This is a genomic window from Amycolatopsis speibonae, from assembly GCF_042647925.1.
Lineage (GTDB): Bacteria > Actinomycetota > Actinomycetes > Mycobacteriales > Pseudonocardiaceae > Amycolatopsis > Amycolatopsis speibonae.
Window position 1 is genome coordinate 159,913 of sequence record NZ_JBHRWK010000017.1, and the last position, 14,669, is coordinate 174,581.

Genomic DNA, 14,669 nt, shown 5'->3' on the forward strand with positions numbered 1-14,669 from the left:
AAGGGGATCTTCATGGCTCAGCTGGGACTCATCGGGCTCGGCAAAATGGGGTTCAACATGCGTGAGCGGCTGCGCGCGGCCGGTCACGAGGTGATCGGTTACGACCGCAACCCCGACGTCACCGACTCCACCTCACTCGAGGACATGGTGTCCAAACTGGACGGTCCCCGGATCGTCTGGATCATGGTGCCGGCCGGTGAACCCACCCGGCAGACCGTCGCGGAACTCGGGAACCTGCTGTCCGAGGGCGACCTCGTGATCGACGGCGGCAACTCGAAGTACACCGACGACAAGATCAACGGCGACCTGCTCGCGGCGAAGAAGATCGGCTACCTCGACTGCGGGGTTTCCGGTGGCGTGTGGGGCAAGGACAACGGCTACGGCCTGATGGTCGGCGGAGCGGCTTCGGACGTCGAGAAGGCCATGCCGATCTTCGACGCGCTTCGCCCCGAAGGCCCGCGCGAAGAGGGCTTCTCGCACGCCGGCGCCGTGGGCTCCGGTCACTACGCGAAGATGATCCACAACGGCATCGAGTACGGCATGATGCAGGCCTTCGCCGAAGGCTTCGAGCTGCTCGAAGCCGCGAAGGTCGTCGAGAACGTGCCCGCGGTGATCAAGGGCTGGCAGCGAGGGACCGTCGTCCGCTCGTGGCTGCTCGACCTCCTCGTCCGCGCGCTCGACGAAGACCCGGAGCTGGACGACCTCGAGGGCTACGTCGAGGATTCCGGCGAAGGCCGGTGGACCCTCGAAGAGGCGATCAACAACGCCGTCCCGGCGCCGGTCATCTCGGCCGCGCTGTTCGCGCGGTTCGCCTCGCGCCAGGAGGACTCCGCCGCCATGCGGGCCGTCGCCGCGCTGCGCAACCAGTTCGGCGGCCATTCGGTCAAAAAGGTCGGCGGCTAGGTAGCGGGTTGCATCTCAGACATCTCCAGGTCACCGACTTCCGGTCCTGGCCACAAGCCGATCTCGCGCTCGAACCCGGCCCGACCGTCCTCGTCGGGCAGAACGGCCGCGGCAAGACGAACCTCCTCGAGGCGATCGGCTACATCGCGACCCTGGGTTCGCACCGCGTCGCGACCGACGCGCCGTTGGTGCGGCACGGGTGCGAACGCGCGCTGATCAGGGTCGCGGTGGTCAACGACGACCGCGAGCTGACGGTCGAACTGGAGATCACCCCCGGCAAGGCGAACCGCGCGCGGGTCAACCGCGGCGCGGTCGGCAAGCCGCGTGACGTGCTCGGGATCCTGCGCACGGTGCTGTTCTCCCCGGAGGATCTGGCACTCGTGCGCGGGGATCCCGGGGAACGCCGCCGGTTCATGGACGAGCTCCTGGTGCTGCGCGCGCCCCGGTACGCCGGGGTTCGGGCCGACTACGAGAAGGTTCTGAAGCAGCGGAACGCGCTGCTCAAGACGGCGGGCAAGCGGCGTACGGGGCGCGAAGACCCGTACGCGTTGTCGACGCTCGACGTCTGGGACGACCACTTGGCGGTGGCGGGCGCCGCGTTACTGGCGGCCCGGCTCAACCTGATCGCGGACCTCGCGCCGTACGCGGCCGCCGCGTACATGGGCGTCGCGCCGGATTCGAGACCGGCGAAGATCGCGTACAAGTCGAGCCTGGGCGAAGCGATGCCGGAGGGCTACGGCACTCCGGACGGACCTCGCGCCGACGAAGCTGTCCTCAAGGAAGTGCTGGTCGAGGCGCTGAAACGGTCGCGGAACCTGGAGCTGGAGCGCGGGGTGAGCATGGTCGGCCCGCATCGCGACGAGCTCGATCTCATCCTCGGCGAAGCGCCGGCGAAGGGCTACGCGAGCCATGGGGAGTCCTGGTCGTTCGCCCTCGCACTGCGTCTGGGAAGCTACGAGCTCCTGCGTGGCGAGGCCGGGGAACCGGTGCTTCTGCTGGATGATGTGTTCGCCGAGCTGGACCGGCGTCGCCGGGCCCGGCTGGCGGAGGTGGCGGCAGGCGCCGAGCAGGTGCTGGTGACCGCCGCCGTGGACGAGGACGTACCTGCCGAGCTCGCCGGGCATCGATTCCTCGTGGCAGATGGTGAGATCAACCGAGGATGATCCGCGCGGCGGACACCCCGGGTGATCGGCGCCACAGCAGTTGCCCACCGATCTGGGGACAAACCTGTGGACAGTGTGGATAACACCGTGAACGCGTTATCGCCCCGCGTGACCAAAGGGCCTGATAAGCGGCTTGACACCCCCCGCTCGGGCGGTAACCCGAGTGAGGGAGCCTTGTTCGACACGCAGAGTGAGCACCCCCGAGCACCAAACGGCCCAACCGATACCGAAGGCAACGGATCGACTACCGGTCGTGACCTCGCTCGTGCCGCTCTGGACGCCGCGAAGGCCAAAGCGAAGGCCCGCGGAGTTGAACCGGGCGTCCGCCGCGGCCGTATCACCGGAGGAGGGGCCGGTTCGAACGGCCAAAGCCCGAGGCGTCGCCGCTGGTCAGGGCCGGGTGCCGACACTCGCGACCCGCAACCGCTCGGCAGGCTCGCTTCCCGGATCGCGGTCGACCGCGGCTGGAACACGCGGCTGGCCAACGGTCAGGTCTTCGGCCACTGGGCCCGCCTCGTGGGTGACGAGGTCGCCGAACACGCCCAGCCGGTGGCCTTGAAGGACGGCGAACTGACAGTGCGCGCCAGCTCGACGGCGTGGGCGACGCAGCTTCGCCTGCTTCAGAGCCAGCTGCTGGCGAAGATCGCGAAAGGCGTCGGGCACGGCGTGGTCAAGAGGATGCGGATCCAGGGTCCGACGGCGCCGAGCTGGCGGAAAGGGCCGCGGCACGTCCCAGGACGTGGTCCGCGTGACACGTACGGCTGATCCGAGTTGCGCGTCGCCGCAACTGTGCTTCGAAGACCGTGCCATCAAAGCCCCGAGAAGCCGCCCAGAGTGCTTCGCGAACGTCAAGACTCTTCTTCGAACGAATTAGCGCGCCTGTGGGCAAATCAGGGGTGTCCTTGCCGCATGTCAGCGGACGCGGCCAAGTACACTGGAGACGAGCGAGCTTCCGCTCGGGGTAGACGAGGAGAATCAACGCCTGTGACCGAGAACAAGAGCGAGTACAACGCGTCGTCGATCACGGTGCTCGAAGGCCTCGAAGCAGTCCGCAAGCGTCCCGGTATGTACATCGGTTCCACCGGTGAACGCGGTCTCCACCACCTCGTCCAAGAGGTGGTCGACAACTCCGTCGACGAGGCGATGGCGGGCTACGCCACCAAGGTCGAGGTTACCCTGCTGGCCGACGGCGGGGTGCGGGTCGTCGACGACGGCCGTGGCATCCCGGTCGACATGCACCCCAAGGAGAAGAAGCCGACCCTCGAGGTCGTGCTCACCGTGCTCCACGCGGGCGGCAAGTTCGACAGCGACTCGTACGCGGTCTCCGGTGGTCTGCACGGCGTCGGCGTCTCCGTGGTGAACGCGCTCTCGACCAAGCTGCTCGCCGAGATCAAACGCGGCGGGCACAGCTGGCGCCAGGAGTACATCGACCAGGTCCCCGGTGAGCTGCAGGACCTCGGCCCGGCCGAGGACACCGGCACCGTCATCACCTTCTGGGCCGACAGCGGCATCTTCGAGACCACGACGTACAACTTCGAGACGATCTCCCGTCGTCTCCAGGAGATGGCCTTCCTCAACAAGGGCCTGACCCTTTCGCTGCGCGACGAGCGCGTCGCCGACGAAGAGACCGAAGAAGACGCTTCCGGCCAAGCGGCCAGGGTCAAGGAAAAGACCTACTGCTACCCGGGCGGCCTCGAAGACTTCGTCAAGCACATCAACGGCAGCAAGGACCCGATCCACACCAGCGTGATCTCCTTCGAGGCCAAGGGCACCGGCCTCGAGGTCGAGGTCGCCATGCAGTGGAACAACGGCTTCACGCCGTCGGTGTACACGTTCGCCAACACGATCAACACGCACGAGGGCGGCACGCACGAAGAGGGCTTCCGCGCGGCGCTCACCCGCGTCGTCAACGCGTACGCGCGCGAGAAGAAGCTGCTCAAGGAGAAGGACGCCAACCTGACCGGTGACGACGTGCGCGAGGGTCTCGCCGCGATCGTCTCGATCAAGCTGGCCGAGCCGCAGTTCGAGGGCCAGACCAAGACCAAGCTGGGCAACAGCGAGGCGAAGACGTTCGTGCAGCAGACGTCGAACGAGTGGCTGGCCGACTGGTTCGAGCGCAACCCCACCGAGGCGAAGACGGTCATCAACAAGTCGATCTCCTCGTCACAGGCGCGGATGGCCGCCCGCAAGGCGCGCGACCTGGTCCGCCGCAAGGGCGCGCTGGAGATCGGCGGGCTGCCCGGCAAGCTCAAGGACTGCCGCTCGACGAACCCGTCGGAATGCGAGCTCTACATCGTCGAGGGTGACTCGGCCGGCGGTTCGGCCAAGGAAGGCCGCGACTCGATGTACCAGGCGATCCTGCCGATCCGGGGCAAGATCATCAACGTCGAGAAGGCCCGTATCGACCGCGTCCTCAAGAACACCGAGGTCCAGTCGCTGATCACCGCGCTCGGCACCGGTATCCACGAAGAGTTCGACATCGAGAAGCTGCGCTACCACAAGGTCGTGCTGATGGCCGACGCCGACGTCGACGGCCAGCACATCACCACGCTGCTGCTCACTTTCCTGTTCCGCTTCATGACCCCGCTGATCGAGCACGGACACGTGTTCCTCTCGCGGCCGCCGCTGTACAAGATCAAGTGGCCGCGGGCCGAGGCGGAGTACGCCTACTCCGACCGGGAACGCGACGCCGTCATCCAGGCCGGTGTCGAGGGGGGCAAGCGCCTCCCCAAGGACGACGCGATCCAGCGCTACAAGGGTCTCGGCGAGATGAACGCCGAAGAGCTGTGGGAGACCACGATGGACCCGGCGAACCGGCTGCTCGGCCAGGTCACCCTGGACGACGCCGCGCAGGCCGACGACCTGTTCTCCGTCCTGATGGGCGAAGACGTCGAAGCGCGCCGCTCCTTCATCACGCGCAATGCCAAGGACGTTCGCTTCCTCGACGTTTAAGCGTCCCCGTTCTTTTGTCCCTTTAGGACTGCTCTCACGAGAAGGACCTCATGACGGAAACCTTGCCGCCCGCCCCGGGCCACGACCGGATCGAACCGGTCGACATCCAGCAGGAGATGCAGCGCTCCTACATCGACTACGCGATGAGCGTCATCGTGTCGCGGGCGCTGCCGGACGTGCGGGACGGCCTCAAGCCGGTGCACCGCCGGGTGCTGTACTCGATGTTCGACTCCGGCTTCCGCCCCGAGCGCGGGTACAACAAGTGCTCCCGCGTCGTCGGCGACGTGATGGGCAACTACCACCCGCACGGTGACTCCGCGATCTACGACGCGCTGGTGCGGCTCGCCCAGCCGTGGTCGCTGCGGTACCCGCTGATCGACGGGCAGGGCAACTTCGGCTCGCCGGGCAACGACCCCGCGGCCGCCATGCGGTACACCGAGTCCCGGCTCGCGCATCTCGCGATGCACATGCTGCAGGACATCGAAGAAGACACCGTCGACTTCTCCGACAACTACGACGGCCGCACCCAGGAACCCGACGTCCTGCCGTCGCGCTTCCCGAACCTGCTGGTCAACGGCGGTTCCGGGATCGCGGTCGGGATGGCGACGAACATCCCGCCGCACAACCTGCGCGAGGTCGCCGACGGCGTCAAGTGGGCGCTGGAGAACTTCGAGGCGACCGACGACGAACTGCTCGCCGCGCTGCTGGTCCGGATCAAGGGCCCGGACTTCCCGACCAAGGCGATGATCCTCGGCACCTCCGGTATCGAGGACGCGTACCGCACCGGCCGCGGCTCCGTGCGCATGCGCGCGGTCGTCGAGGTCGAAGAGGACGCCAAGGGCCGCACGATCCTGGTCGTCTCCGAGCTGCCGTTCCAGGTCAACCCGGACAACCTGGTCGAGAACATCGCGAACCTCGTCCGCGACGGCAAGCTCACCGGCATCTCCGACATCGCCGACGAGTCCAACAGCCGCAGCGGCATGCGGATCGTCGTCACGATCAAACGTGACGCGGTCGCGAAGGTCGTGCTGAACAACCTGTTCAAGCACACCCAGCTGCAGCAGAACTTCGGTGTCAACATGCTGGCCCTGGTCGACGGCGTGCCCCGCACGCTGCGCCTGGACCAGATGATCCGGCACTACGTGAAGCACCAGATCGAGGTCATCGTCCGCCGGACCCGCTTCCGGTTGCGGAAGGCCGAAGAGCGCGCCCACATCCTGCGCGGTCTGGTCAAGGCGCTGGACATGCTCGACGAGGTCATCGCCCTGATCCGGCGCTCGCCCTCGGCCGAAGAGGCCCGGCCCGCCCTGATGAGCCTGCTCGACGTCGACGAGATCCAGGCGACAGCGATCCTCGACATGCAGCTCCGCCGCCTCGCGGCACTGGAGCGGCAGCGGATCATCGACACCCTGGCCGAGATCGAACTCGAGATCGCCGACCTCAAGGACATCCTCGAGAAGCCCGAGCGGCAGCGCACGATCATCGCCGAGGAACTGCAGGAGATCGTCGACAAGTACGGCGACGACCGGCGCACCAAGATCATCCCGTTCGACGGCGAGGTTTCGGTCGAAGACCTCATCGCCGTCGAGGACGTCGTCGTCACCATCACCCGCACGGGTTACGCCAAGCGAACGAAAACCGACCTCTACCGCTCGCAGAAACGCGGCGGCAAGGGCGTCCAGGGCGCGACCCTCAAACAGGACGACATCGTCCAGCACTTCTTCGTCTGCTCGACCCACGACTGGATCCTGTTCTTCACGAACAAGGGCCGCGTCTATCGGGCCAAGGCCTACGACCTGCCCGAGGCCAACCGCAACGCGCGCGGCCAGCACGTCGCGAACCTGCTCGCGTTCCAGCCGGACGAGAAGATCGCCCAGGTCATCGAGATCCCGAACTACGAGGTCTCGCCGTACCTGGTGCTCGCGACCAGGCGCGGCCTGGTGAAGAAGACCAAGCTCACCGACTTCGACTCCAACCGCGCCGGCGGCCTCATCGCCGTCAACCTGCGCGAAGGCGACGAACTGGTCGGTGCGGTCCTCGCGGCCGCCGAGGACGACCTGCTCCTCGTGTCCGCGGAAGGCCAGTCGATCCGCTTCCACGCCACCGACGAAGCCCTCCGCCCCATGGGCCGCGCGACGTCCGGTGTGCTCGGCATGCGGTTCAACGACGGAGACGAACTGCTCGGCATCAACGTCGTCCAGCCGGACAGGTTCCTCCTCGTCGCCACCGGCGGCGGCTACGCCAAGCGCACCCCGACCGACGACTACCCGGTCCAGGGCCGCGGCGGCAAGGGTGTGCTCACCATTCAGTACGACCAGAAACGTGGCAGGCTGGTGGGCGCGGTCATCGTCGACGCCGAAGACGAGCTCTACGCGATCACCTCCAGCGGCGGGGTGATCCGGACTTCGGCCGGACAGGTGCGCAAGGCAGGCAGGCAGACGAAGGGGGTGCGGCTCATGAATCTCGACGAAGGAACCACTCTTCTCGCGGTCGCACGCAACGCGGACGAGCCCTCAGACGTCGCCACTGCAGATAGTTCTGAAGGAGAAGAAACCCCGGCGTCGGAGCAGTAGGCGACGCCCCAGGTATTGGGTAAGGACTGACACCTCGTGACACCATCCGAGAAGCCCGAAGCAGGCGGCGCGCAAGCGGGTTCGTCGAGCCCGCCCTGGCAGCGCGACAGCGGTGCCGGGGAACCCGAAGGCTCCAGTGAGCAGACGGTCTCGGTGTCTTCGGTCGCCACCGAAGACGTGGCCCACTCGGAACCGAAGCAGGACGCGACAACCGTGACCGACTACCACGGGGTAAGCGGCACCGCCGCGAGAAGGCTGTTCGGCGACAGCGGAGAGGGCGACCAACCCGCCCCCTCCGCCATCCCGTCCGCCTCCCGCACCCGTGCCACCCCCACCGCGCTCCGCCGCCCCGGCCGCGGACCGCGTCGCGCCAGCCTGCAGATCAAACGCTTCGACCCCTGGTCGGTGCTGAAACTGTCCCTCGTCCTCGGCGTCGCACTCTTCTTCGTGTGGCTCGTCGCCGTCGGCGTCCTCTACACCGTCCTCGACGGCATGGGCGTCTGGGACAAACTCAACGGAACCTATTCGTCGCTCGTCGGCGGAGAAGGAGCCGACGCACCGGCCGACCCGTTGATCAGCGCCGGCCGCGTCTTCGGGATCGCAGCCATCCTCGGCGCCATCAACATCGTGCTGATCTCGGCCCTCGCCACCGTCAGCGCGTTCATCTACAACGTCTCCGCCGACCTCGCCGGAGGCCTCGAAGTAACCCTTTCCGAACGAGAGTGAACCCGGTTGCGGGACGTCGAAAGACGTCCTGTAATCTTCTCCTCGTTCGGGCCCATAGCTCAGGCGGTTAGAGCGCTTCGCTGATAACGAAGAGGTCCCAGGTTCAAGTCCTGGTGGGCCCACACTACTCAGGGGCGGTTTCCCATCCAAGGGAAGCCGCCCCTGAGTGTTTGTCCGCGTGACTAAGCCGCCGACTCGGCCGCCCCAGGGTCACTTTCCCTGTTGCTCCAGCCTTCAAGCGGTGGTCAAGGTCATCTGAGCGAGGGAAGCGTCCGGGGTGCGCCGGTGTTGTGCCTGATGGGCCCTGCCGGACTTCTCTTCCCGGCGGGGCCCTTGGTTCCACGTGGAACGTCGGGCGCCAGACATCCGGGGATCGGTGTGCAGTAGCATCGGTGGGTAAGCGGAGCAACTCGGCAGGAAGAGGGGGCTTCTGATGAAGAAGCTGTTGGCACTCGCGGTCATCGCGGGCGGCGTGCTGTTCGTGATCAAGCGCAACAAGGCCGCCAAGGCCGAGGCCGACCTCTGGCGTGAGGCCACCGCGCCGACCGAGCGCCCGCTCGGTTCCGTTTCCACGAACGGAAGCGCCCCGACCAAGGCCGCGGACGCGTCCCGCAACAACTGATTTCGGCGCGGGCGGTTATCATGATCGCCTGCGACCCGGGGCTGTAGCTCAATTGGTAGAGCACCGCCTTTGCAAGGCGGGGGTCAGGGGTTCGATTCCCCTCAGCTCCACACGTGACAACGGCTTGGTCAGAGGATTCCCGCTGACCAAGCCGTTGCCATTTCAAGTGGTCTCATTCCGGAATCGGCACTCACATGGCACTACCCGAGCAGGCGAAAGCCGAACATAGGCGCGCCGCAGAGTATTTCCAGCGAAAGCTCGGTTACTGGAAAAGCGTTCAGACGGCTCCTGCCCAGATATGCGTGTTCCTGGTCGGTGTCTGAACGGCCACTGAGGACGAGAAGGACAAGCACTCGAACTCGCTGAAGGCATACGGCGTGCTGACCCGCGGCACAAGCGAAAGACTTCGACAGGATGCATGAGGTACTCGGCGAACCGCTTGCCCACGAAGAGACAGCGCCTCAGCCGACACCTCGAAAACCCGAGCAATGCCCCTATGGCGAGACGCCCCGAAACGGGAATCCATACAGCGGGGTGATCCGGCTCGGCCCACCTCGGCCACGTCGCGAACTCGAGCGGTAGAAGAGCTCCCAGTGTGGTGATGTTCGTCACTGCGCCCGGATCGCGAAGTCGTGCTCCCAGCCAAGTCAACGCTGCTTACATGGGGGTGGAATTCCGGACAGCGAGGTGAAGTGATGGTCAGTTTCGAAACCGACCTCGACGATCTCAGGATGTCGAGCAAAGAACTGGGAAAGGCCGCTGACATCGTCAGCAGCGCTCACACCGGGGTGAGAGGGCAGGACGTACCCGCTCCCGACCCGGCCATGGGCGGCCTTCTTCCCGGCATGTTCGCGCCGGACACCGCTTTCGGGAAGAGCCTGGGTATGCGCGGGGTTTCGGCGGCTTACGAGGAACACCGCGCGGCCGTCGAGAAGATGCTCGCGAAGTTGCACCAAAGCACGCAGGACGCTAGTCGGGCGCTGGCGAGCGTCGCCGACCTGTACGAGGCCGTCGAAGAAGACAACAGGCAGCGGATGAACCGCGCGGCGCACGGGGAACAGGGGTAGCGGCGACGATGGACGGATACTTCAACGCACTGGACGCGGAGACCACCGCCGAAGGTGGCGGCGACAGCGAACTTCTCGAGGGAATTTCCGACGACCTCACCAAGGGAGCCGAAAAGGCCTTCGCGGCGATCGACCTCATGTTCAAGCCGTTCTTCGGCATGGAGGACGTGGACCTCAGCGGCGGGCGGAAAGAAGAGGTCCGCGATTTCTTCCTCGAATTCTCCGAGGCGGAGCTCGTCGGGTCCGAGAACAGCCTGCAGACCATGATCGAGGCCTACGAAGGTTTCTGGAACGCCTTCCAGGACACGAAAGCGCCGCTCGACCGATCTCTGGTCCTGCTGCTCAAGTGGCGTGGTGAAGGCGCCGAGAGCGCCAAGAGTTACATCCAGGGGCTGGTGAACACCTACTCCAGGGTGGGCACCAAACTCACCGTGCTGGAAGCCGACATCGTGGCCGCGCGGGACGCCATCGCGACCGCCAGGGCCGACCTGAGCAATCTCGCCGCTTCCTTCCTGACCGCCGCGGAGAAGTACCGGGACGACCAGGAACGGCAAGACGAATCCGCCTTGATAAAGGCGTTGGCGGCGGGGTTCGCCGCCGCTGTGACGGTCATGCTCGTGGCGGCCGCCCCGCCCGCCGGCTTCGCCGCGGCGACGTTCTTCACCACCGCGAACGGGGTCCAGGTCGCCGGTGCCGCGGCCGGTGCCGGGCTCTCCACCCTGGTCGCCGAGAACGCCGCGATCGTCGGGGACAGCCCCGAAAGCATTTACAACAGCTTTCACGACGGCGTGGTCAACATCAGGGAAGGCATGTTCCGCGCGACGGAGTCGCTGATTTCGAAGATCAACGTCGAGATCAACAACCTGCCGATCGTCCCCGATCCGCCGGACGTCAGCCCGGGCGAGACCTTCGACCCCGGCAACTTCGAAACCGAAAACACCGACAAGGGAACGGAAAAGCGGGTCCGGGACAAGAACGTCGACATCTCGAACGACGGCAAGGTCGAGCAGCCGCCGATGGAGCTGTCACCGCTGCCGACCGACTGACGGAGGATCGTGGCCGACAAACCGGCGCCCAAGAAACCGCCCGCCGACCGGCAAGCGATGCTGGAGGCACTGGCCACCCTGTCGGTGGACGCCTCCTCGCCGGACGGTGCTGTCTCCGTTTCGGTCAACACCGACGGCGTGATGACGCGGCTCAGAGTGAGCGACGCCGCGTCGCGGATGTCGCCCGCCGAGATCGCGGACGCCGTCATGCGGACCTACCAGGAAGCGCAGCAGGGATCCGCGAAACGCAGTGCGGAGCTGATGGCGCCGATCGGCAACGCCGGGTACATCACCGACAGGCTCCGCTGGCGGCTCGGGTTCACCCCGTCGTTCCAGGACACGGGCGAAACGGCTTTCCCCGTGCCGCCCGTGTCACGCCGGACACCGGCGGGAACGGAGAACGTCGTGCTCAAGGACCGTTCGGAAGAACCCGCCGGGCCGGACCAGGACGAGCAGCCCGTTCAGACGGAATCCGACGACCAGTACTACGAGCAAGGCCTGCGATACAACCCTTCCTGGTAGTAGGTCCTCGCACTCGACCGCGCTTCGGTTCGCACCTTGGCCCCGGCGGCGTCAGATCGGCGCCGCCGGGACTCAGCCCGCCGATCCGCCGCCAGTGCTTTGTCGGCGCCGCAGTCGCCGTTCCCGCAGACCAGCGTACGTGCTCGCCGAGCACGTACGCCAACGTGTCTTTCAGTGCTTCTTCGACGGGAAGGATCGCCGGGTCGTACGTGCCCGGGTGATGGAAGGTCTGCGCGCGAGTGCCCGGACGGGTCGTGAAGTATCCGGCGGCCCACGGCTTCCCGGCGAACTTCGGGTCCAGCTCGGCGGGATAGAACGGTGAAGCGGCTTTGGCCTGCCCGCCGGGCCGATCGCGAGGAATGCCGCTGATGATCACGGCGTCGACGCCGCCCCGTTCGGCGGCCCGCTCCGCGACGAGCCCGCCCATCGAGTGTCCATTGAGGACGATCGTGCGGAACCGCGGCCGCAGCTGTGCGACGACCTGGTGGACGGCCTCGCCGCCGGCGGCGAAGTCGAGCGTCTCCGGGTCCGGGCGGCTGCTGCGGCCGTAGCCGAGCCTGTCGAGGTTCAACGTCGCGTAGCCCGGCCGCGTCGCACTGTCCACATAGGAGTATCGGCGCGGCTGGAACGGCCAGTCCCAGTAGGCGCGGTCGTGGAAAGGCACGCGGTGAGCAGAGCGGCTTTCGCAGTGAATTTCATGGGGAAAGCGTCGTTCGCGGGCCGGGGTCGTGCCGGCGTGGAGATCGTCGGCTACGTCAGACGCGCACCATCCCGCTCCGGTAGGCGAACACCACCAGCTGCGCGCGATCGCGGGCGTGCATCTTCGCCATCGCGCGGCTGACGTGCGTCCGGACCGTCGCCGCGCTGATCACGAACTCCCGCGCGATCTCGTCGTTCGACATCCCCTGCGCGACCCGCTGGACGACCTCGTGTTCCCGGTCGTGAACGCCGACCCGTCCGCGCGGGGCATCGGATGCGACGGCCGCGCGGTGAATTCCGCGATCAGCCGCCGTGTCACGCTCGGCGAGAGAAGCGCGTCCCCCGCGGCGACCACCCGGACGGCTTCGAGGAGATCCGCGGGCCTGGTGTGCTTGAGCAGGAATCCGCTGGCGCCCGCGCGCAAGGCGTCGAAAACGTACTCGTCGAGGTCGAACGTGGTCAGCATGAGGACACGGATGCCGGCAAGCCGTTCGTCGGCCACGATCCGGCGGGTCGCTTCGATCCCGTCGAGGACGGGCATCCGGACGTCCATCAGCACCACGTCCGGCACGGTTTCCGCGACCAGGGCCACCGCCGCCTCGCCGTCGGCCGTCGGTGGCCCTGGTGTTCACCCATTCCCCTGATCCCGGCACCGGGGACGTCCGGACCAGGTACGCGTACCTCGTTGAGCACGTCGAGCCGCAGGCCGTCCTCGGCCGCCCGCACCGTTACACCGGCGGCGGCCGCGCCGTGTTTCGCGGCGTTCGTGAGCGATTCCTGGACGATCCGGTACACCGCGCCGCCGACCGGCTGCCCGATCCCGGGAGCGTCGAGGTCCAGCGTGACGGCCAAAACCGCCTGGTTCGCCGAAGCGACCAGCGCGGGAACGTCCGCCATCCCCGGTGACGGCTGGAGCGGGGCGGCGTCTTCGCGGAGCAGCCGCACCATCGCGTTCAGCTCGTCGAGGATCGTGCCGCTGACCGCCATCGCGTGGCCGACGCTGTCGTGCAGATCCTGTGCGATGCGCAGCCGCTCGCCGAGCACTCGATCGCGTTCCGCCTGCTCCGCGGCAGAAGCCCGCTCCCGACGTCCTCGAAGCGCGTCGGCAGCGAAGACCGCTACGCCGGCCCAGCCGACGAAGACCAGATCGAGGACTCCCGCCCCGCCGGAGGTCAGGTTCGCGCCGACGACTGCCCAGCGCGAACAACGGCACGAGACCGGCGGACAACACCGGACCGTCGGGATAGCCGAACCCCAGGTAGAGCAGGAGCGCAAACGCTTCCGTCCCCGCCACCAAGGTCGGCAGGCGACCGACGACGGCGAGCGCGAGACAAGCGAGCCCGACGATGGCGAACCCGAGGACGTCGACCGGGCGTTCCCCGAGTCCGGGCTCCAGGTTCGCCGTGCCGACGATGAGCGACGCGCTCACCGTGAGCCAGGCGGCGACGGCTCCGCCGCGGATCAGCCACTTCACCGGCCCAGTCTGCCGAAACCGGCCAACGGACACGTCCGCGTTCTGTGGATCTCGCCTACGTCAGATGTGCAGCAGCCGTTCGTCGAGCTTCGCCAGGTAGTCGCGGCCGAACTCGCCGTTCTCCAGATCGCGCCACAGCACCGGCGGCAGATCCTGCGCCACCTCGGGCGACCGGGACGCGGCGGCCAGCGCGATGGTCGCCGCGGTGTCGACGTCGCCGGTGAACGCGACACAGGTGTGCAGCATCCGGGCGAGCCCGCCGCCTCCGGCGAGCACGGTCAGCGCGGCGCGGACGCTCATCCAGCCCTGGGGGCCGATCTTGCCCGTCCACGGCCGTGCCCAGCCGCCGTGCCCGACGTCCTCGGGAAGGATCCCGTCGATCCACCGCGCGACCTCGGCCACCGGGCCGAGCCGCTGGTGGCAGTAGTGGACGGCGAGTGCCGCCGCCTGCGCCGCGGCGATCCCGGCCGGGGTGTCGTGCGTGATCCTGGCCTGCAGTTTCGCGTGGTAGAGGACGTCGTCGACGGTCGGCAGGACCCCGATCGGCCCGGCGCGCATGGCCGCCCCGCTCTTGTCGCTCTGCGGTTGGAGCCGTCGCAGCAGCTCTTCACCGTCCCGGACCTCGCTGAGCAGCTGATGGAAACGCGGCGCGTAGCCGTCGTGCGGATCGCGGTGATACCCCCGGACGAACTGCTCGGCGAGCAGCGACGGTGTCCATCGTTGCCCCGACACGAGAAGTTCGGCGATCGCGATCGTCATCTGCGTGTCGTCGGTGTAGCGACCGGCCGGGACGGCGAGGTGGCCGGGATGCGGCACGTAGCCCGCCAGCGTGTTGTGCTCGGCGACGAAGCTCGGGTACGCGTGCTCGAAGGAGCCCCCGTACGCGTCGCCGATGGCCAGTTCGACCAGCATCCGGGCTCCT

At 67.3% G+C, this 14,669-nt stretch carries 13 protein-coding genes, 2 tRNA genes and 1 pseudogene; 12 read left to right on the forward strand and 4 right to left on the reverse strand.

Features of this window, described 5'->3' with window-relative positions; all coding sequences use genetic code 11:
- The first annotated feature begins 12 nt into the window (after positions 1 to 12).
- The 12 genes from gnd to ACFOSH_RS13125 all read left to right on the forward strand — a co-directional run bounded on the left by gnd (position 13) and on the right by ACFOSH_RS13125 (position 11,574).
- Positions 13 to 903, forward strand: a complete 891-nt coding sequence (gnd, locus tag ACFOSH_RS13070) for a phosphogluconate dehydrogenase (NAD(+)-dependent, decarboxylating) (RefSeq protein WP_378239074.1) — start codon at positions 13 to 15, stop codon at positions 901 to 903.
- 8 nt (positions 904 to 911) lie between these two features.
- Positions 912 to 2,066 (forward strand): DNA replication/repair protein RecF, encoded by a 1,155-nt coding sequence (gene recF / locus ACFOSH_RS13075; protein WP_378239075.1) that lies wholly within the window; start codon positions 912 to 914, stop codon positions 2,064 to 2,066.
- Positions 2,067 to 2,339: 273 nt separating this feature from the next.
- Positions 2,340 to 2,831 (forward strand): DciA family protein, encoded by a 492-nt coding sequence (locus ACFOSH_RS13080; protein WP_378239178.1) that lies wholly within the window; start codon positions 2,340 to 2,342, stop codon positions 2,829 to 2,831.
- Between the two features lie 219 nt (positions 2,832 to 3,050).
- Positions 3,051 to 5,018, forward strand: coding sequence for a DNA topoisomerase (ATP-hydrolyzing) subunit B (gene gyrB / locus ACFOSH_RS13085; protein ID WP_378239076.1), 1,968 nt, complete (start codon positions 3,051 to 3,053; stop codon positions 5,016 to 5,018).
- 50 nt (positions 5,019 to 5,068) lie between these two features.
- The gene (gene gyrA, locus ACFOSH_RS13090) at positions 5,069 to 7,591 is read left to right on the forward strand and encodes a DNA gyrase subunit A (protein ID WP_378239077.1); all 2,523 of its coding nucleotides are present in this window, start codon (positions 5,069 to 5,071) and stop codon (positions 7,589 to 7,591) included.
- A 36-nt stretch (positions 7,592 to 7,627) separates the two neighbouring features.
- Complete coding sequence (locus ACFOSH_RS13095; protein ID WP_378239078.1) at positions 7,628 to 8,317, forward strand: DUF3566 domain-containing protein; 690 nt, start codon at positions 7,628 to 7,630, stop codon at positions 8,315 to 8,317.
- Positions 8,318 to 8,365: 48 nt separating this feature from the next.
- Positions 8,366 to 8,439 (forward strand) — tRNA-Ile (locus ACFOSH_RS13100).
- Between the two features lie 311 nt (positions 8,440 to 8,750).
- Positions 8,751 to 8,939 (forward strand): DLW-39 family protein, encoded by a 189-nt coding sequence (locus ACFOSH_RS13105; RefSeq protein ID WP_020632660.1) that lies wholly within the window; start codon positions 8,751 to 8,753, stop codon positions 8,937 to 8,939.
- A gap of 37 nt (positions 8,940 to 8,976) precedes the next feature.
- Positions 8,977 to 9,049 (forward strand) — tRNA-Ala (locus tag ACFOSH_RS13110).
- A gap of 585 nt (positions 9,050 to 9,634) precedes the next feature.
- Entirely contained in the window at positions 9,635 to 10,006 is a 372-nt protein-coding gene (locus tag ACFOSH_RS13115) for a hypothetical protein (RefSeq protein ID WP_378239079.1), read from the forward strand.
- Positions 10,007 to 10,014: 8 nt separating this feature from the next.
- A complete protein-coding gene (locus ACFOSH_RS13120) occupies positions 10,015 to 11,052 on the forward strand; it encodes a hypothetical protein (RefSeq protein WP_378239081.1) in 1,038 nt (345 codons plus the stop codon).
- A 9-nt stretch (positions 11,053 to 11,061) separates the two neighbouring features.
- Positions 11,062 to 11,574 carry a YbaB/EbfC family nucleoid-associated protein gene (locus ACFOSH_RS13125; protein ID WP_378239083.1) on the forward strand — a complete coding sequence of 171 codons (513 nt, stop codon included), beginning with the start codon at positions 11,062 to 11,064 and terminating at the stop codon, positions 11,572 to 11,574.
- Here the strand turns inward: ACFOSH_RS13125 and ACFOSH_RS13130 are convergent.
- The 4 genes and pseudogenes from ACFOSH_RS13130 to ACFOSH_RS13145 form a co-directional block, all read right to left on the reverse strand.
- Complete coding sequence (locus tag ACFOSH_RS13130) at positions 11,462 to 12,238, reverse strand: alpha/beta hydrolase (protein WP_378239084.1); 777 nt, start codon at positions 12,236 to 12,238, stop codon at positions 11,462 to 11,464. The two genes, ACFOSH_RS13125 and ACFOSH_RS13130, sit on opposite strands and share 113 nt — an antisense overlap.
- A 91-nt stretch (positions 12,239 to 12,329) precedes the next feature.
- Positions 12,330 to 12,880, reverse strand: a pseudogene (locus ACFOSH_RS13135) (response regulator); the annotation flags it as partial.
- A complete protein-coding gene (locus tag ACFOSH_RS13140) occupies positions 12,826 to 13,317 on the reverse strand; it encodes a histidine kinase (RefSeq protein WP_378239179.1) in 492 nt (163 codons plus the stop codon). The pseudogene ACFOSH_RS13135 and the gene ACFOSH_RS13140, both read right to left, overlap by 55 nt.
- Positions 13,318 to 13,807: 490 nt before the next feature.
- Complete coding sequence (locus tag ACFOSH_RS13145) at positions 13,808 to 14,659, reverse strand: ADP-ribosylglycohydrolase family protein (protein WP_378239085.1); 852 nt, start codon at positions 14,657 to 14,659, stop codon at positions 13,808 to 13,810.
- Positions 14,660 to 14,669: the final 10 nt, after the last annotated feature.